The sequence below is a fragment of the Pectobacterium jejuense genome (genome assembly GCF_026800125.1).
Lineage (GTDB): Bacteria > Pseudomonadota > Gammaproteobacteria > Enterobacterales > Enterobacteriaceae > Pectobacterium > Pectobacterium jejuense.
Window position 1 is genome coordinate 74544 of the sequence record NZ_JAPQKX010000009.1, and the last position, 17271, is coordinate 91814.

Sequence of the window (17271 nt, forward strand, 5' to 3'; positions counted from 1 at the left end):
GCATTATCGGCATTGTTACTTATCTGAATTTTTATCCACAATACCGATTACTTCTGGCAGCGGCGACAGAAAAATGTGCTGCGCTGCCCATGCTTCGCGATTTCTATCGGCGTTCCGCATGTCCGACAAGGTTCACCGTTGCGGCCATAGACTCGCAGCTCCTGCGCGAAGTAACCAGGTTTGCCATCTGATTGCAAAAAGTCACGCAGCGTCGTGCCACCCTGCTCAATCGAAAGCTGTAGCACCTGTTTAATCACGCCCACCAATATGGCAGCGTCGTTTTCATTTAGCGATCCTGCAGTTCTGTCAGGATGGATACCCGCCGCAAACAGCGATTCGCTCGCGTAAATATTGCCTACGCCGACGACGACTTTGTTATCCATAATCCACTGTTTGATTGCCGTCTTTTTACCACGTGAGGCCTGATAAAGATAATCGGCAGAGAATTCCGCCTCTAAGGGTTCTGGCCCGAGATGCGCCAATACCGAGCAGGTTTCCAGATTATCCGTCCACAGCCAGGCACCAAAACGCCGGGGATCGGTATAACGCAGCACCTTACCGCTATCCATCACCAAATCGACATGATCGTGCTTCTCCGGTTCGCTATATTCCGGCAATACCCGCAGGCTGCCAGACATGCCGAGATGCACAATAATCCAACCGCGAGTCAGCTCAATCAGTAGATATTTTGCCCGCCGACGCACGCTGAGCACCGGCTCATCGCTCAGCGAGAGAATCTCAGCCGATACTGACCAGCGCAGGCGTGAGTTCCTCACTTCAGCATAAAGGATGGTGTGATCGACAAGATACGGTGAAATTCCCCGACGACTGGTTTCAACCTCAGGTAATTCAGGCATGTGCGTCTCCTGATAAAGGTGGCTACGTTAGCATAAACAACGTTTTCATAAACAACAGGATACCCTCTGTGACAACCCGCAAGACAGGGATACGATGAGAAATAGGGTCACTGCTGGCGTATTTTATCCACTGTATTTAACACAAAACCGTTAAATCAAATCGACATGCTGGCTGGCATGTGGCGAAAAAAAACCCGACCAAGGCCGGGTTTTTATCAAGAAGCAGAAATTACTTAATTTTAGCTTCTTTGTAGAGAACGTGCTGACGGACAACTGGATCGAATTTCTTCAGTTCCAATTTTTCCGGCTTAGTACGCTTGTTCTTCGTAGTGGTATAGAAGTGACCAGTACCAGCAGAAGAAACCAGCTTGATCTTCTCGCGAACACCCTTAGCCATGATTCAGTTCCTTAATACTTTTCACCACGGGCACGCAGATCGGCCAGAACCGTCTCAATACCCTTCTTATCAATAACACGCATACCTTTAGCAGATACACGCAGTGTTACAAAGCGCTTCTCGCCTTCAACCCAAAAACGGTGTGAATGCAGGTTCGGCAGAAAACGGCGTTTGGTCGCATTCAGTGCGTGGGAACGGTTGTTCCCGGCCACCGGACGCTTGCCAGTAACTTGGCAGACTCGGGACATGTCTATTCTCCAAAAATCAAATCAGCTCGAGCTTCGTATAGGGTTTGGCCGCCTCGTCAGGCTTTAGAGCCCATCTCAGCAACTTCACTGAAAAGACTCTGTCATCAGGATAAACCTGCTGAGATAGGCTCTTAACGCCACACCCAAGATTCTCAAAGGTGGCGTAGTATACGCTCTGAAGCGTAAGTGCTCAAGTCCCGAACAGCTAAAGATCCCATTGGATCGCGGAAATATCTGTTAAATCCAGCCACGCTCGGCAAAAGAAACGTATTCGCCATGCCCAATAACCAAATGATCGAGCACGCGGATCTCCATTAACAGACAGGCTTTAACAATCTGTTCGGTTATCGCACGGTCAGCCTGACTCGGCTCCGCTTTTCCCGACGGATGATTATGCGCCAGTATTAGCGCAGCAGCATTTGCTTTTAGCGCTTCACGCACAATTTCACGCGGGTGGACTTCCACGCTGTTAATCGTACCAACAAACATCTCCTGATGGCGAATAACGTGGTGTTGATTGTCCAAAAATAGAACTAAAAAAACTTCACGCTCACGCCGAGACAACAGCAGCTGCAAATATTGGCCGGTCGCTTCCGGGTTCAGCATGGCGTCCTCTTTCGCCAGGCGAGAGAAAAATAGCCGCCGCGACAGCTCTGCGATCGCCTTGAGCTGCGTAAATTTTGATATCCCCACGCCTCTGGCATGATGAAACGCCGACTGGTCGGCCGCCATCAGTTGATAGAGCGAGCCAAAATGCGCCAGTAAATCCTCGGCCAGCTGCATCACATGCACGCCCGGTAGCCCCGTGCGCAAAAAAATCGCCAGCAATTCAACATCCGTCAGTGATTCAGCCCCTAAACGCACCAGTTTTTCACGCGGTGCCAATCCCTTTTCCCAGCCCATCACCTTCTCCCTATACCGCTCGACGGCATCATGTCACGCCCGTAAAAGCAGGACGACACCGGCGATAAAAGGCTGCGAAGCGCTTCGCAATCTTCTTAGGGAAACCACGGTAACCACCTTAAGATTCCTATCTGGCTGCAAGGTTATGGTAAAATGACGCATCTTCTGACTTTCAATCGGACCATGATGATGACGGAATTTTCCAGCCTGAATGCACTCTCCGGCAAACGAATCGTGCTGGGTATCAGCGGCGGCATCGCCGCGTATAAGTGCCCGGAACTGGTGCGGCGCCTGCGCGATGGCGGAGCCGACGTACGAGTTGTCATGACCTCTGCCGCTAAAGCCTTCATCACGCCACTGACGCTGCAAGCAGTCTCCGGCTACCCGGTCTCAGACGACCTGCTTGACCCCGCTGCAGAAGCCTCAATGGGCCACATCGAGTTGGGAAAATGGGCTGATTTAGTCATTCTCGCCCCGGCGACTGCCGATCTGATCGCACGAGTCGCCGCCGGCATGGCGAATGACCTGCTAACCACGATCTGTCTGGCGACATCCGCCCCTATCGCCGTTGTCCCTGCGATGAATCAGCAGATGTATCGCGCAGAACCCACGCAGGACAACCTGCGCACGCTGGCCGTGCGCGGTTTACCGATCTGGGGGCCGGATAGCGGCAGTCAGGCGTGTGGCGATGTTGGACCGGGCCGCATGATCGACCCAATGGAGATTGTCGGGCTGGCGCAGCGTCATTTTTCTGCCATCAACGATCTGCAACATCTGAACATTCTGGTCACCGCCGGGCCGACGAGGGAAGCGCTGGATCCGGTTCGCTTTGTCACCAATCACAGCTCCGGCAAAATGGGCTTTGCTATCGCACAGGCCGCTGCCGCCCGTGGCGCGAATGTCACACTGGTAAGCGGCCCCGTTTCGCTTGCTACACCGCAGGGCGTCACGCGCATTGATGTCGGCAGCGCGTTGGAGATGGAGCACGCGGTAATGGAACTCGCAGCCCAGCAGCACATTGTTATTGGCTGTGCGGCGGTTGCCGACTATCGCGCCAAACACATCGCCGATGAGAAGATTAAAAAACAGAACCAGCAGGGCGATGAAATGACTCTCACTCTGGTCAAAAATCCAGATATTATCGCCGGTGTCGCAGCCATGACGAAAAATCGTCCTTATGTTGTCGGGTTTGCTGCCGAAACCCAGAATGTGGAAGAATACGCCCGGCAAAAACTGGCGCGTAAAAAGCTGGATCTGATTTGCGCGAACAACGTCTCTCTTTCCGGGCATGGTTTTAACAGTGAAACCAATGCGTTACACCTTTTTTGGCAAGGTGGAGACACGCCGTTGCCGCAGTGCGACAAGCGTCTTCTTGGCCAAAAATTAATCGACGAGATTATCAGCCGTTATGATGAAAAAAATCGACGTTAAGATTGTTGACCCGCGTGTTGGGCAACAATTTCCGTTACCAACCTATGCCACACCGGGTTCTGCTGGGCTCGATCTGCGTGCCTGTCTGGATCAGGCGATTGAACTCAAAGCAGGGGAAACCACGCTGATTCCAACCGGGCTGGCGATTCACATTGCCGATACCGGGCTGGCGGCGGTTATCCTGCCCCGCTCCGGGCTGGGCCACAAACATGGTGTGGTGCTGGGGAATCTGGTGGGACTGATTGATTCGGACTACCAGGGACAACTGATGGTTTCCGTCTGGAACCGTGGTCAACAAACGTTCACGGTTGAACCGGGCGAGCGCATCGCACAGATGGTTTTTGTGCCCGTCGTTCAGGCCGAATTTAATCTGGTCGAAGATTTTGTCGGCAGCGAACGTGGAGAAGGCGGCTTCGGCCACTCCGGCCGTAGCTAACGCGATCCAGCCACCCATAGTGTAAAAATTCCTATAAGCCACAGCGTGTTATCACGACTGTGGCGCTAACGGGTGCTTGTCAGTCAAATATTTAGCAAGGGTCTTTTCAGACATGGCAGAAAAAGAAAATACGAAAAGGAATCGCCGCGAGGAGATTTTGCAGGCGCTTGCGCAGATGCTGGAATCCAGCGACGGTAGCCAACGCATCACCACGGCAAAACTGGCTGCGAATGTCGGCGTGTCCGAAGCAGCGCTCTACCGGCACTTCCCCAGTAAAACGCGGATGTTTGATAGCCTGATTGAATTTATTGAGGATAGCCTGACCACCCGCATTAACCTGATTCTGCAAGACGAAAAAGAAACGTTTAATCGTCTTCGTCTGATTTTGCTGCTTATTTTAGGGTTTGCGGAACGAAATCCAGGGCTGACTCGCATCATGACCGGTCACGCGCTGATGTTTGAACAGGATCGCTTGCAGGGTCGCATCAACCAGCTGTTTGAGCGTATTGAATCGCAACTGCGTCAGGTGTTGCGCGAGCATAAGCTACGCGATGGTAAAGGTTTCCAGCATGATGAAACGCTGTTGGCTAGCCAGCTGTTAGCGTTTTGCGAAGGGATGCTGTCGCGCTTCATTCGCTCTGAATTCCGCTATCGTCCGACACAGGAATTCGACACCCGCTGGCCGCTGCTGGCCGCACAGCTGAACTAAGCACCGCTCTTAGATCTTAAAACCCGCCAGATGTTTTTGGCGGGTTCCTGACTCACAACCTTAAATCCCGTACTGCTCACGATAGGCTTTCACCGCATCCAGATGCGCTGCCATTTCTGGTTTTTCCGCCAGATAGGCAATCAGCTCCTTCAGCGTAATAATCGAAATCACCTTGCACTGATAGTCGCGTTCAACTTCCTGAATCGCGGATAAATCAGCACGACCGCGTTCCTGACGATCCAGCGCAATCATCACACCCGCCAGTGTCGCCCCGTGCGCACCGATGATTTCCATCGATTCGCGAATCGCCGTACCTGCCGTAATCACGTCATCTACCAGCATCACACGGCCCTGTAACGGACTGCCAACCAAGCTGCCGCCCTCACCGTGGTCTTTAGCTTCTTTGCGGTTGAAGCAGTACGGCAGGTCACGATCGTGATGTTCTGCCAGCGCGACAGCAGCGGTAGTCGCAATCGGAATACCTTTGTAAGCCGGTCCGAACAGCAAATCGAACTCCACGCCAGAATCCACCAGCGCTGCCGCATAAAAACGCCCCAGTAAGGCCAGGTCACGCCCGGTATTAAACAGCCCGGCGTTGAAGAAATAGGGACTGATACGCCCGGATTTCAGGGTGAACTCGCCGAACTTCAATACCTGCTTGCTGAGTGCAAACTCAATAAACTGGCGCTGGTAGGCTTTCATTACTGCATCTCCTCGTCTTACGAATTAATCACGTTGTTGAGTAATTTATATATACCCTAAATAATTCGAGTTGCAGGAAGGCGGCGACGCAGTGAGTCCCCAGGAGCTTACACAAGTAAGTGACTGGGGTGAGCGAGGAAGGCCAACGCACATGCAGCTTGAAGTATGACGGGTATAAAAAAGCGACCAATTGGTCGCTTATAAAATCAATCGATTAAGGCGGCTTTCTGCGCCTGAACGATGGTATCAATTCCCCCTCGGGCTAGCGCCAGCAGGGTGAGCAATTCTTCGTGGCTGAACGGCTCGCCTTCGGCCGTCCCTTGCACTTCAATCATGCGACCGTCTTCGGTCATGACCACATTCATGTCGGTTTCCGCAGCGGAATCTTCCACGTATTCCAGATCGCACAGCGCTTCGCCGTTCACGATGCCGACGGAAACGGCGGCGATCATGCCCTTCATCGGGTTCTTTTTCAGCTTACCCTTGGCAACCATCTGGTTCAGCGCATCGGCCAGCGCCACGCAGGCACCGGTGATGGACGCCGTACGCGTGCCGCCGTCCGCCTGCAAGACATCGCAGTCGAGCGTAATGGTGTATTCGCCGAGCACTTTCAGGTCGATTGCCGCACGCAGGGAACGTGCAATCAAGCGCTGAATCTCTAGCGTCCGTCCGCCCTGCTTACCTTTGGCGGCTTCACGCGAGTTACGGCTGTGCGTCGCACGCGGCAGCATGCCATATTCGGCGGTGACCCACCCTTGTCCCTGGCCTTTCAGAAAGCGCGGAACACCCTCTTCTACCGTGGCATTGCATAACACTTTGGTATCGCCAAATTCGACTAAAACGGAACCTTCAGCGTGTTTCGTGTAATGACGGGTGAATGTAAGGGGGCGTACTTGCTGTGCACTTCGGCCTGTTGGGCGCATGGCTCATCTCCGGTGGGTCAATGAAAACTGCCGCGTATTATACACGAAATCACTCACGTTGCGGGAAAGCGGCATCAGAAAGCCATACCTTGAACTTATGGTATAACCTGAGGTTATACCCTACTGATGAACAAGTATTCGTCAGTGATGATGCATCATGAAATAGTCCATTCATCCCCTGAGCGTTGATGAGAAAAAATCATGATGCGGCATATGCAAATTGAAACGGTCAATCTGCCACTAGCCCGTCCTATGGCGGCTGAAAACGGGACGCGTCGTGCGGTCACCGTTATCCGCGTCGCGTTGGAAGAAAAAGGATTTATTGGACAAGGCGAATGTACGCCAGTCGCCCATTATGGCGAGTCCGCCGACAGCGTATGTCGCCAGCTCTCTGCGGTCCGTGAGGCAATAGAACACGGCCTGACCATCGAACAGCTCCAGAAAGACTTATCGCCGGGTGCGGCCAGAAATGCACTGGACTGCGCCCTGTGGCGGCTCAACACAGCATTGGAAAAACAGACGCTGTGGCAGCGCATCGGCATTCATCCCCCTACGTCCGTGGTCTGTGCGCAAACGTTGGCGCTCGACAGCGTGGAGAGAATGGCCGCTGCCGCCTCCAATGCCGTTTCCCACGGCGCTCTGCTGCTGAAAATAAAACTGGATCGCGAACTGATCCTGGAGAAAGTCGCCGCCATTCGTGCTGCCGCGCCGAACGCCAGATTGATTATCGACGCGAGAGCGAGCTGGAGCGGACTGGATTTACATAGCTTGTCCACCGCTCTGCTGCCTTATCAGGTCGCCATGATTGAGCAACCGCTTCCTGTCGGTAAGGACGAGGATTTACAGCGGTTTTCTCACCCGATTCCGATCTGCGCGGACGAAAGCTGCCGCCACAGCGGAGACATCGTCGGGCTGCGCCGTCGTTACGACATGATCAACATCAAGCTGGACAAGTGTGGCGGACTGACTGAAGCGCTGGCGATGGTGCGCGAAGCCCACTTTCACGGCCTGCGCATTATGGTCGGCTGCACGCTGGGCTCGTCAATGGCGATGGAAGCCGCCCTGCCCGTCGCCGCCGATGCCGAACACGTCGATCTCGACGGCCCTATTTGGTTGGCCGCCGACAGTTCGCCTTATCTGACCTATAACCTTGGCCGAATTTGGCTATGACGCCATCAACCGCCGTAACCATCAAACCCTCAACCGGAGTGACCATGACGGATATCATGCACGCGGGTGCCGCCACAGCACCCGGTAACGCCCCCAGGCCTGTACTGGAAATCGACGATCTGAGCGTCAGCTTTAGCGGCCGTTCCGGCACGCATCAGGCGCTAAAAGGCATTTCCTTTACCGTAAATAAAGGGGAAGTGGTCGCCGTGGTCGGCGAAAGTGGTTCAGGCAAGTCCGTGACGTCACTCGCCGTGATGGGGCTGCTGGCAGATTCTGCCAACATCGAACGCGGTGCGCTCCGGTTCACCGCACGCGACGGCAAGCAGCATGACCTGCTGAGCATGAAAGCGGAAGCGCGTCGTAAGCTGCGCGGTCGCGATCTCGCCATGATTTTCCAGGAACCGATGACATCGCTTAATCCGGTACTGAAAGTCGGCGATCAGCTCACCGAAGCGTTGCTTGATCACAAAATCTGCGATGCCGCCAGCGCGGACAAAAAAGCCCGTGAGCTACTGCACAAGGTGCGCATCGCAGATGTTGATCGCGTGATGAAAAGCTACCCGCACTCACTATCCGGCGGAATGCGTCAGCGTGTGATGATTGCACAGGCGCTGGCCTGCGATCCGCAGCTGTTGATTGCCGATGAACCGACCACCGCGCTGGACGTCACCGTGCAGGCACGCATTCTGCAAATCCTGCGCGACCTGCAACAGCAGAGCGACATGTCGGTGCTGTTTATCACCCACGACATGGGTGTGGTGGCGGAAATCGCCGACCGCGTGGTGGTGATGTACCGCGGCGAGATCGTGGAGCAAGGCACCGTCGAACAGATTTTTGCCGCACCACAACATCCTTATACCCAATCGCTGCTGGCCGCCGTACCGAAGCTGGGCGACATGCGCGATAGCCTCTGGCCAAAGCGCTTTCCTTTACTGGGACAGGCTGCCGATCCGGAAAATAGTGAGCAGGTTACCGCCCGCTATGATGCCGAACCGCTGTTGGATATTCGCGGGTTACGGGTGTATTACCCGATGCGCAGCGGGATTTTATCCACCATCACTCACCACGTTCATGCGGTAGAGCAGATTGATTTCAACGTCTGGCCGGGCGAAACGCTGGCTATCGTGGGGGAAAGCGGCTGTGGCAAATCCACCACCGGACGCGCGCTACTGCGTCTGGTACAGAGCCAAGCTGAAAGCATTCATTTTCAGGGTAACGAAATTTCTCAGATGAAAGAGCGGGATTTCCAACCGCTGCGCCGGGAAATGCAGATGGTGTTTCAAGACCCGTACGCCTCGCTCAACCCGCGCCTGACGGTCGGCTTCACCATCGCCGAACCGCTGCTGCTGCACGGGCTGGTGAAATCGCTGGAAGAAGCGACACCGCAGGTGCAGGCACTGTTAAAAAGCGTCGGTCTACTGCCAGAGCACGCACGCCGTTACCCACACGAGTTTTCCGGCGGGCAGCGTCAGCGTATCGCGATTGCCCGTGCCATGGCGCTACAGCCACAGGTCATCATTGCTGACGAAGCCGTTTCGGCGCTCGATGTGTCAATTCAGGCGCAGGTCGTCAACCTAATGATGGATCTCCAGAAGAAAACCGGCGTGTCGTGGATTTTCATCTCGCACGATATGGCCGTCGTCGAGCGTATCGCCAACCGCGTCGCGGTGATGTACCTCGGCCAGATTGTGGAGATCGGCCCGCGCCAGTCGGTGTTTAACGACCCGCAGCATCCGTATACCCGCCGCCTGTTGGCCTCGGTTCCGATTGCCGACCCAACGCGTCGCGGCACACGCCAGTTTGACGACAGCGAAATCCCCTCACCCTTGCGTAAAGCAGGCGAGGCCGTCGCCAAAACGCGCTACCGAGAGGTTGCGCCGCAGCACTGGGTCGCCGACAACGAATCGGCAGCCTGAAACACGACGTCATGACAAGAAAATAGCCACAAAAAATAGCCATAAAACACAACATATTTATAAAACACAACACACGTTCAATGCTGACCAGGAGAGAAACCATGAAGCCATTCGTTCGCCGCTCTGCCGTTGCCCTCGGGCTCTCACTGTGTCTGGCGGCTGTAGCCCAGGCGCAAGACCTTCGCATTTCCATCTATGCCGATATCACCGGGCTCGACCCGCACGATACCTCGGATACGCTGAGCTACTCCATTCAGAGCGGCATCTTCGAGCGCCTGTTCCAGTTCGATAATAAAATGAAGCTGGTGCCGCGTCTGGCAACGGGCTACACCAGTAATGACACCGCCACCGAGTTCGTCATTACGCTGCGCGAAGGTATCACCTTCCAGGACGGCGCGCCGTTCAACGCCGACGCCGTTAAAGCTAACCTTGACCGTCTGGCCGATCAGAGCAAAGGCTTAAAGCGCAACAGCCTGTTTAACATGGTGCAAAGCGTCACCGTGCTGTCGCCGACACAGGTCAAAATCGAGCTGAACAAATCTTTCGGTGCCTTTGTGAACACGCTGGCGCACCCGTCTGCCGTTATGCACAGCCCGGAAGCGCTGAAGAAATACCCAGACGAAGCACAGCTGCGCGTGAATCCGGTCGGTACTGGCCCGTTCAAATTCACCGAATGGCAGCAGGGCAAAGACGTGAAGCTGGTGAAATTCGACAACTACTGGCAGAAAGGCTGGCCAAAAGTCGACAGCGTGACCTTCTACCCAACGCCGGAAGACTCCACCCGCGTGGCGTCCCTGAAATCCGGTCAGGTGGATGCCGTTTATCCACTGCCTTCCGATCTGATCGGCACCGTACAAAACGACAGCAAGCTGGCGATTCAGCGCGACCCGAGTATTTATCAATTCTGGCTGGCGATGAACAACCTGCGTCCACCGCTGAACGATATCCGCGTGCGTCAGGCGCTTAACTACGCCATCAACCGCGACATCTGGCTGAAAGTCGGCTTTGCCGGCATGGGCGTTCCTGCCTCTTCTGCGATGGCACCGGACGTGCAGTTCTTCGCACGCCAAACCTCGCCGAACTACACCTATAACCCAGAAAAAGCCAAGGCGCTGCTGAAAGAAGCGGGCTACTCCAACGGCCTGAGCCTGAAGCTGTGGACAACGAACCGCACCGACTACATCCGTAGCGCGCAGTTCTTCAAACAGCAGTTAGAGCAGGTCGGCATCAAAGTCACCGTCACCCCGATGGATTCCGGGATGCGTAACGCCAAGCTGTTTGGCGTAAAAGATCCGAAAGACGCCGAATTTGACCTGTTCTACAACGGCTGGTCTCCGTCTACCGGTGATGCCGACTGGGCGCTGCGTCCGCTGTTCGCGACAGAGTCCTGGGTTCCGGTTGCGTATAACGTCTCCTACTACAGCAATTCGGTAACGGATAAAGCGATTACCGCTGGGTTGGCGACGGCCGATGCCGACAAACGTGCCGCGGCTTACGCTGATGCACAGCGTCAGATTTGGCAGGATGCACCTGTGGTCTTCCTGGGCTCGCCGGATAACGTTGTCGGCAAAACCAAGAACCTCGACGGCGTGTACATGCTGGCTGATGGCTCACTGATCTTCGATCAGGCTGAATTTAAGTAATCGGTCAGGGAGAACGCCATGTTTGCTTATATCGTCCGACGTTTGCTGGAAATGATCCCGGTTCTACTGGTGGTCTCCCTGTTAGTGTTCGGTTTTATAAAACTGTTGCCGGGTGACCCGGCACGTATTTACGCCGGTGCTGACGCGACGATTGAAGCGGTGGAAGCCGCTCGTCAGCAGCTAGGATTGAACGACCCGCTGCCGCAGCAGTATGTCCACTGGCTCGGCGGCCTGTTCAGTGGCGATCTGGGTGTGACGTACCGCACCCAGCAGCCGGTTATCGACGTCATCAGCAAGAGCTTTATGCCCACCATGTGGCTGGCACTTGCTGGCTTTGTCTGGTCGGTGCTGCTCGGTCTGCTGATTGGTGTGGTTTCCGCACTCAAGCGGGGCAAATGGCAGGACTGGACGCTGATGAGCTTTGCGGTCGGCGGGATTTCCATGCCGCCGTTCTGGCTCGGTCTGCTGCTGATTCAGTTTGTCGCCATGCCGTTCGGCGTCTTTTCCGTCAGCGGCTTCAATCAGCCCAGCGACATCATTCTGCCTGCGCTGACACTCGGGGCATCGGTAGCTGCCGTTATGGCACGCTTTACCCGCTCCGCGTTTCTGGAAGTCGCACAGGAAGACTACGTCCGTACCGCTCGCTCCAAGGGGCTGCGCAATCGGCTGGTCACCTGGAAGCACGTGATGCGTAACGCGCTGATTCCGGTCATCACCATGCTGGGGCTGCAATTCGGCTTCCTGCTCGGTGGCTCCATCGTGGTCGAAAGCGTGTTTAGCTGGCCGGGTCTCGGCTGGCTGCTGATTGAATCAATCAAGACGCAGGATCAGCCGGTCATTCAGGCGCTGGTGATGCTGTTCGTGTTTGAATTTATTGTCATTAACCTGTTGGTCGACCTGCTGTACGCGGTGGTCAATCCGGCGATTCGCCTACGTTAGGAGACACGATGAACCTTCCTCCCGAACCCGTCGTGGCCGTTGCCACGCTTGATGAAGAGACGATACGTTCGCCGTGGCGCGACTTCGTTCAGGTCTTTATCCGTAACCCGATGGCGCTAATTTCCAGCGGCTTCGTCCTGCTGCTGGTAGTGGTCGCCATTTTCGCCCCCTGGCTGGCACCGTGGAACCCAATGGAGCCCGACTGGATGGCGCTGGCTTCACCGCCTTCAGCGGCGCACTGGATGGGCACTGACGATCTCGGACGCGATGTGATGAGCCGTATCATCTACGGCGCACGCATCTCGTTATATATCGGCATCTTTTCCGTCACGCTAGGCATGCTGGTCGGCATCGTGCTCGGCCTGCTGGCAGGCTACTACGGCCGCTGGGTAGATACGCTGATCATGCGCGGTTCCGACGTGCTGTTCGCTTTCCCCGGCATGCTGCTGGCGATTGCGGTCGTCGCGATCCTCGGCCCCGGCCTGAATAACGTGATTATCGCCGTCGCAGTCTTCAGCGTACCGGTCTTCGCCCGCATCGTGCGTGCTTCTACGCTGTCGCTGAAACAGGCAGCTTATGTGGAAGCGGTACGCTGCGCCGGTGCGCCGGATCGCATCGTGCTGATGCGCCACATTCTGCCCGGCACGCTGCCTAACGTGATCGTCTATTTCACCATGCGTATCGGTACCAGCATCCTGACCGCGGCAGGCCTGAGCTTCATCGGCCTTGGCCCAGAGCCGGACGTACCGGAATGGGGCAACATTCTGGCGATGAGCCGCAGCCTGATGATGGCAGGCGCCTGGCACGTTAGCGTATTCCCAGGTCTGGCGATTTTCTTCACCGTGCTGGCGTTTAACCTGCTCGGGGATGCGCTGCGTGATACGCTTGATCCCAAACTGAAAAGCTGAGGAAGGCGATGCACGGCGATCACCAGATGAACGACTATCACCAGCAGCAGCAGGCGCTATTGCTAAAACGCTGGAAAACGACGCGGCAATTGGGTACGCCGCGCTCGGCCAGCGGACCGCATAACAGTATCAGTGATGTGGCAGGCGTGCGTGTCGGCCACTGCACGCTGGCGGCAGGCGAAGTGCAAACCGGCGTCACGGCGATTGTGCCGCCCGGCGAGAACCTGTTCACCCAGCCACTGCCCTGCGGAGCAGCGGTACTGAACGGCTTCGCCAAACCCGTAGGACTGGTACAGATCGAAGAATTGGGATTACTGCAAACGCCCATCCTGCTCAGCAACACGCTGGCGACCGGTACGCTGTTTACCGCGCTGGTGCGCGATGCGATTGCCCGCAATCCTGAACTGGGTCGCACGCTGCCGACAGTGAACCCGTTGGCGCTAGAGTGCAACGACGGCTGGCTGAACGACATTCAGGCGCTGGCGGTGACGGAACACATGGCACGACAGGCGCTGGACAGTGCCGCAGACAGCTTCGCACGCGGCAGCGTCGGCGCTGGACGCGGCATGAGCTGCTTTAGTCTGAAAGGCGGCATCGGCACCGCATCGCGCCTGATTCCCGAATTGAATGCCACGCTCGGCGTGCTGGTGCTGGCAAACTTCGGCACGCTTTCTGCGCTAACGCTAGACGGCGTGCAGATGGGCGACGCTATCGCGCCTATCCTGCCCGAGCTCGCGCCGCAGCAGGACGCCGGATCGATCATCATTATCATGGCGACGGATGCCCCACTCGATGCCCGCCAGCTCAAGCGCATCGCCAAACGTGCGGGTGCAGGATTAGGCCGGCTCGGCAGCTATTGGGGACACGGTTCCGGTGATATCGCCGTCGCGTTCTCCACCTGCCCACAGCCGCAACCGCCGGAGGATGCACAGCTTGAATCGCTGTTAAGCGCCGCCGCCGATGCGACTGAACACGCAGTGCTCGACGCCATGCTTCAGGCAGACGCCGTGACCGGTTTTCGCGGCCATCACCGCCCGACGCTGCCACAGGCGTTGGATCGGCTGGCTGCGACTCTTTATCCATAAGCAAATTCTCCCGTAGGAAACTGATGATGAAAGTGTTTATCTCTGCTGATATCGAAGGGATCGCTGGCGTGATGCGCCCAGAACAGTGCAGCCCCGGCACCGCGGAATATCAACTGGCACGTGGCCTGATGGAGCAGGAAGTGAACGCCGCCATTGACGGCGCGTTCGCGGGTGGCGCAACAGAGGTGGTGGTCGCCGACAGCCATGCGGCAATGGTCAATCTGCGTGCGGAAAACATCGACGCCCGCGCCCGACTGGTACAGGGCAAACCGCGCGGCTATTCGATGGTCGAAGGACTGGAGCAACAGCAGTTCGATGGCCTGATGTTCATCGGCTACCACAGCGCCGCAGGCGAGTTCGGCGTGCTGTCGCATACCATCAACGGTCGTGCGTTCTACCGCGTGCGTATCAACGGCGAAATCATGGGCGAGAGCGACATCTACGCTGCCGCTGGTGTGGAACAGAAGACGCCGCTCTGGCTGGTCAGCGGTGACGACACGCTCCAGAGCTGGATCGCCCGCTGCTACCCTGCAACAGACTATGCCTGCGTCAAACGTGCTATTTCGCAGCACGCGGCCGAATCTCTCAGCACTGAACAGGCGCGTCAGGTAATTCGTGACGCGGCAAAAGCGGCGGTGGAAAAAGCACACCGGACGCTGAACTCGCGGATTCAGGCACCCTACCGCCTCGAACTGATGGTGGCAAAACCGGTACTGGCCGATCTATTCTGTCTGCTGCCGAACGTTGAACGTTTGGATGCCATAACCGTAGGTTATACGGCGCAGAGCATGCGGGAAATCACCAGCCTGTTGGGTGCCTTTTCCTATCTGGCGACAACGCAAAACTGATTCCAGTTTATCCGCCCCTTATTCCGGGGCGTAAACCGATTGAAAAGAGAATTTATCGCATGACAAAGCCCGTGATTGTGATCCACGGTGGCGCAGGTGCGCTGACCCGCTCAGCTATGAGTGCTGAAAAAGAGCAACGCTACCTGGCCGCATTGTCCGAGATTGTCGCCAGCGGACAACGCATTCTGGCTGAAAACGGCAGCGCATTGGATGCCGTAACGGAAGCCGTTCGCCTGTTGGAAGAATGTCCGTTATTCAATGCCGGACACGGCTCGGTCTTTACCCACGCGGAAACCCACGAACTGGACGCCAGCATCATGGACGGACGCTCGTTGGATGCCGGCGCGGTCAGTTGCGTCAGCCATATCCGTAACCCGATTTTGGCCGCGCGTACCGTACTCGAAGCCAGTCAGCATGTGATGTTTACCGCCGACGGCGCGGAAGCCTTTGCACAGCAGCACGGCCTGGAAATGGTCGATCCGGCGTTTTTCTCCACCGACGAACGCCGCCAGCAGCTGCATAACGCGCAGGCAGGCTCAGGCCGCGTCATCCTCGACCATGACGGTCAGAACGACCCTATCGATCCCGACCGTAAGTTCGGCACCGTCGGCGCGGTAGCACTCGACAGTGCGGGGAATCTTGCAGCAGCAACCTCAACGGGCGGCATGACCAACAAACAGGCCGGACGCGTGGGCGACAGTCCCATCATCGGCGCAGGCTGCTACGCCAATAACCAGACGGTAGCCGTTTCCTGCACTGGCACCGGTGAAGTCTTTATGCGTGCCGTCGCCGCCTATGATGTCTCGGCGCTGATGGAATATGCCGGACTCACGCTACAGCAGGCCAGCGATCGCGTAGTGATGGAGAAACTGGTGCAGATGGACGGCAGCGGCGGACTGATTGCCGTCGATAAAGCGGGCAACATTGCCCTGCCGTTTAACAGCGAAGGGATGTACCGCGGCTATGGCTATGTGGGAGAAGCCCCCGTCGCCGATATTTATCGCTAAATCTGTCGCCCTACATAGACAGGTCGAATTGCACCACTTTCGACCATAACGCACAATTATGGAGCATTGCGCACTATAATTGTGCAAGGCTATTATTAAGAAACGCCGCTGGCCGGGCAGGAACGAAATTAGAAACTGGCGTAATAATTGCAGGCATTTTGATTATTACTCATACGACGCTCACCAGAAAGCGTCAGCCGGAGCCTGCACTCATGCGACTACGCCATATTGAAATCTTCCAGGCCATTGTTCAGGCAGGCACCATCAGCGGCGCTGCCCGCTTGCTCAACGTGTCGCAGCCGAACGTCAGCCGGGTATTGAATCACGCAGAACAGCAGCTCGGTTTTTCCCTGTTTGAACGTCGCACACAGGGAATGATCGCCACCGAAGAAGGGCTGCGCCTGATACCGAAAGTGCAGGAGCTTTTCAGCCATCTGCAAAGCATCAGTTCACTTACCGAACAAATCAAAACCAGCAAGGCCCACTCCGTACGGCTGGGTGCAGCACACGCATTCGGGCAGATGATCGTGGCCCCAACGCTGGTGGAATTTCATAAGCAGGCGGCCTTGGTTAACGTTGAACTCGTCACCGAGCACTTCAGCACGCTGTGCCAGAACATCCTGCAAAACCAGCTCGATTTCGCGCTGATCTTTGGTCAGCAGGTGCCGTCCGAGCTGCTGGCAGAGCCGCTGTTCCAGTCCACGATGGTCGCTCTGTTGCCGAAAGACAGCCCGATAAACGGCCCAGTCTCGCTGGAATGGCTGTGCAACAACAATCTGCTGATGATGCAGCATAAGGATCCGCTCGGTCAGGTGCTACACCGTGCGCTGCGCGACAGAGCGCTACAGCCAGCGGCTTCGCTCTACATCAAAACCTACTCGGTGATTGCTGACATGGTGCTGGCGGGCGGCGGTACGGGCATCGTCGATCTCTTTACCGCCTGTCGCTATGCCGATCAGCTCAAGATCGTCCCTATCGACCAGCCGCTGCCTTTTGAAGTCACGCTGATCAGCCGCCGTGATAACCCACAATCACAGGCGACGCTACAGCTGAAACAGATGATGAAAAACCGCTGTCGCGACATCGCCAGACAAAACGAGACGCTGCTTTACGCCGCCTGATTCTCGACGGTGGAACCGGGCAGGCGGT

General features: G+C 56.3%; 18 protein-coding genes. 12 read left to right on the top strand and 6 right to left on the bottom strand.

Annotated features, from left to right (window positions below; all coding sequences use genetic code 11):
- Positions 1–47: 47 nt before the first annotated feature.
- The 4 genes from mutM to radC all read right to left on the bottom strand — a co-directional run bounded on the left by mutM (position 48) and on the right by radC (position 2405).
- Positions 48–857, bottom strand: coding sequence for a bifunctional DNA-formamidopyrimidine glycosylase/DNA-(apurinic or apyrimidinic site) lyase (gene mutM, locus NXT09_RS16690; RefSeq protein WP_268580606.1), 810 nt, complete (start codon positions 855–857; stop codon positions 48–50).
- Between the two features lie 229 nt (positions 858–1086).
- Positions 1087–1254 (bottom strand): 50S ribosomal protein L33, encoded by a 168-nt coding sequence (gene rpmG, locus NXT09_RS16695; RefSeq protein ID WP_002208990.1) that lies wholly within the window; start codon positions 1252–1254, stop codon positions 1087–1089.
- 11 nt (positions 1255–1265) lie between these two features.
- The gene (rpmB, locus tag NXT09_RS16700; protein WP_005967968.1) at positions 1266–1502 is read right to left on the bottom strand and encodes a 50S ribosomal protein L28; all 237 of its coding nucleotides are present in this window, start codon (positions 1500–1502) and stop codon (positions 1266–1268) included.
- A gap of 237 nt (positions 1503–1739) precedes the next feature.
- On the bottom strand, positions 1740–2405 hold the full coding sequence (gene radC / locus NXT09_RS16705; protein WP_268580618.1) for a RadC family protein: 666 nt from the start codon (positions 2403–2405) through the stop codon (positions 1740–1742).
- 153 nt (positions 2406–2558) lie between these two features.
- Here radC and coaBC point away from each other — a divergent pair, with 153 nt between their 5' ends.
- From coaBC to slmA, 3 genes are all read left to right on the top strand, one after another.
- Positions 2559–3836 (top strand): bifunctional phosphopantothenoylcysteine decarboxylase/phosphopantothenate--cysteine ligase CoaBC, encoded by a 1278-nt coding sequence (gene coaBC, locus NXT09_RS16710; RefSeq protein WP_370690962.1) that lies wholly within the window; start codon positions 2559–2561, stop codon positions 3834–3836.
- Positions 3814–4272, top strand: a complete 459-nt coding sequence (gene dut / locus NXT09_RS16715; protein ID WP_010285710.1) for a dUTP diphosphatase — start codon at positions 3814–3816, stop codon at positions 4270–4272. The genes coaBC and dut overlap by 23 nt, the downstream gene beginning before the upstream one ends.
- Before the next feature lie 112 nt (positions 4273–4384).
- Complete coding sequence (gene slmA, locus NXT09_RS16720; RefSeq protein ID WP_005967978.1) at positions 4385–4981, top strand: nucleoid occlusion factor SlmA; 597 nt, start codon at positions 4385–4387, stop codon at positions 4979–4981.
- Positions 4982–5041: 60 nt separating this feature from the next.
- On the opposite strand, the gene pyrE is transcribed toward slmA, so the two are convergent.
- Positions 5042–5683 (bottom strand): orotate phosphoribosyltransferase, encoded by a 642-nt coding sequence (pyrE, locus tag NXT09_RS16725; protein WP_129709149.1) that lies wholly within the window; start codon positions 5681–5683, stop codon positions 5042–5044.
- Between the two features lie 206 nt (positions 5684–5889).
- Positions 5890–6606 (bottom strand): ribonuclease PH, encoded by a 717-nt coding sequence (gene rph, locus NXT09_RS16730; RefSeq protein ID WP_014913743.1) that lies wholly within the window; start codon positions 6604–6606, stop codon positions 5890–5892.
- Between the two features lie 204 nt (positions 6607–6810).
- On the opposite strand from rph, the gene ycjG reads away from it, so the two are divergent.
- The 9 genes from ycjG to NXT09_RS16775 all read left to right on the top strand — a co-directional run bounded on the left by ycjG (position 6811) and on the right by NXT09_RS16775 (position 17243).
- Positions 6811–7776 carry an L-Ala-D/L-Glu epimerase gene (gene ycjG / locus NXT09_RS16735; RefSeq protein ID WP_174867029.1) on the top strand — a complete coding sequence of 322 codons (966 nt, stop codon included), beginning with the start codon at positions 6811–6813 and terminating at the stop codon, positions 7774–7776.
- 44 nt (positions 7777–7820) lie between these two features.
- Positions 7821–9692, top strand: coding sequence for an ABC transporter ATP-binding protein (locus NXT09_RS16740; protein ID WP_268580696.1), 1872 nt, complete (start codon positions 7821–7823; stop codon positions 9690–9692).
- Between the two features lie 101 nt (positions 9693–9793).
- Positions 9794–11335, top strand: coding sequence for a glutathione ABC transporter substrate-binding protein (locus NXT09_RS16745; protein WP_268580619.1), 1542 nt, complete (start codon positions 9794–9796; stop codon positions 11333–11335).
- An 18-nt stretch (positions 11336–11353) separates the two neighbouring features.
- Complete coding sequence (locus NXT09_RS16750) at positions 11354–12274, top strand: ABC transporter permease (RefSeq protein WP_014913740.1); 921 nt, start codon at positions 11354–11356, stop codon at positions 12272–12274.
- An 8-nt stretch (positions 12275–12282) separates the two neighbouring features.
- Positions 12283–13182, top strand: coding sequence for an ABC transporter permease subunit (locus tag NXT09_RS16755; protein WP_014913739.1), 900 nt, complete (start codon positions 12283–12285; stop codon positions 13180–13182).
- Between the two features lie 8 nt (positions 13183–13190).
- Positions 13191–14267, top strand: a complete 1077-nt coding sequence (locus tag NXT09_RS16760; RefSeq protein ID WP_370690963.1) for a DmpA family aminopeptidase — start codon at positions 13191–13193, stop codon at positions 14265–14267.
- Positions 14268–14293: 26 nt separating this feature from the next.
- Positions 14294–15115 carry a M55 family metallopeptidase gene (locus NXT09_RS16765; protein WP_268580698.1) on the top strand — a complete coding sequence of 274 codons (822 nt, stop codon included), beginning with the start codon at positions 14294–14296 and terminating at the stop codon, positions 15113–15115.
- Positions 15116–15174: 59 nt separating this feature from the next.
- The gene (locus tag NXT09_RS16770) at positions 15175–16122 is read left to right on the top strand and encodes an isoaspartyl peptidase/L-asparaginase family protein (RefSeq protein WP_268580620.1); all 948 of its coding nucleotides are present in this window, start codon (positions 15175–15177) and stop codon (positions 16120–16122) included.
- Between the two features lie 212 nt (positions 16123–16334).
- Positions 16335–17243 carry a LysR family transcriptional regulator gene (locus tag NXT09_RS16775; RefSeq protein WP_039474568.1) on the top strand — a complete coding sequence of 303 codons (909 nt, stop codon included), beginning with the start codon at positions 16335–16337 and terminating at the stop codon, positions 17241–17243.
- Positions 17244–17271 lie beyond the last annotated feature (28 nt).

Coding starts and splice junctions, on each gene's coding strand:
- rpmG (WP_002208990.1), bottom strand. CDS start 1,254: ATGGCTAAGGGTGTTCGCGAGAAGATCAAGCTGGTTTCTTCTGCTGGT.
- NXT09_RS16740 (WP_268580696.1), top strand. CDS start 7,821: ATGACGGATATCATGCACGCGGGTGCCGCCACAGCACCCGGTAACGCC.
- NXT09_RS16770 (WP_268580620.1), top strand. CDS start 15,175: ATGACAAAGCCCGTGATTGTGATCCACGGTGGCGCAGGTGCGCTGACC.
- NXT09_RS16745 (WP_268580619.1), top strand. CDS start 9,794: ATGAAGCCATTCGTTCGCCGCTCTGCCGTTGCCCTCGGGCTCTCACTG.
- mutM (WP_268580606.1), bottom strand. CDS start 857: ATGCCTGAATTACCTGAGGTTGAAACCAGTCGTCGGGGAATTTCACCG.
- NXT09_RS16775 (WP_039474568.1), top strand. CDS start 16,335: ATGCGACTACGCCATATTGAAATCTTCCAGGCCATTGTTCAGGCAGGC.
- NXT09_RS16755 (WP_014913739.1), top strand. CDS start 12,283: ATGAACCTTCCTCCCGAACCCGTCGTGGCCGTTGCCACGCTTGATGAA.
- pyrE (WP_129709149.1), bottom strand. CDS start 5,683: ATGAAAGCCTACCAGCGCCAGTTTATTGAGTTTGCACTCAGCAAGCAG.
- dut (WP_010285710.1), top strand. CDS start 3,814: ATGATGAAAAAAATCGACGTTAAGATTGTTGACCCGCGTGTTGGGCAA.
- NXT09_RS16750 (WP_014913740.1), top strand. CDS start 11,354: ATGTTTGCTTATATCGTCCGACGTTTGCTGGAAATGATCCCGGTTCTA.
- NXT09_RS16760 (WP_370690963.1), top strand. CDS start 13,191: ATGCACGGCGATCACCAGATGAACGACTATCACCAGCAGCAGCAGGCG.
- rph (WP_014913743.1), bottom strand. CDS start 6,606: ATGCGCCCAACAGGCCGAAGTGCACAGCAAGTACGCCCCCTTACATTC.
- slmA (WP_005967978.1), top strand. CDS start 4,385: ATGGCAGAAAAAGAAAATACGAAAAGGAATCGCCGCGAGGAGATTTTG.
- coaBC (WP_370690962.1), top strand. CDS start 2,559: ATGACGCATCTTCTGACTTTCAATCGGACCATGATGATGACGGAATTT.
- NXT09_RS16765 (WP_268580698.1), top strand. CDS start 14,294: ATGAAAGTGTTTATCTCTGCTGATATCGAAGGGATCGCTGGCGTGATG.
- radC (WP_268580618.1), bottom strand. CDS start 2,405: ATGGGCTGGGAAAAGGGATTGGCACCGCGTGAAAAACTGGTGCGTTTA.
- rpmB (WP_005967968.1), bottom strand. CDS start 1,502: ATGTCCCGAGTCTGCCAAGTTACTGGCAAGCGTCCGGTGGCCGGGAAC.
- ycjG (WP_174867029.1), top strand. CDS start 6,811: ATGCGGCATATGCAAATTGAAACGGTCAATCTGCCACTAGCCCGTCCT.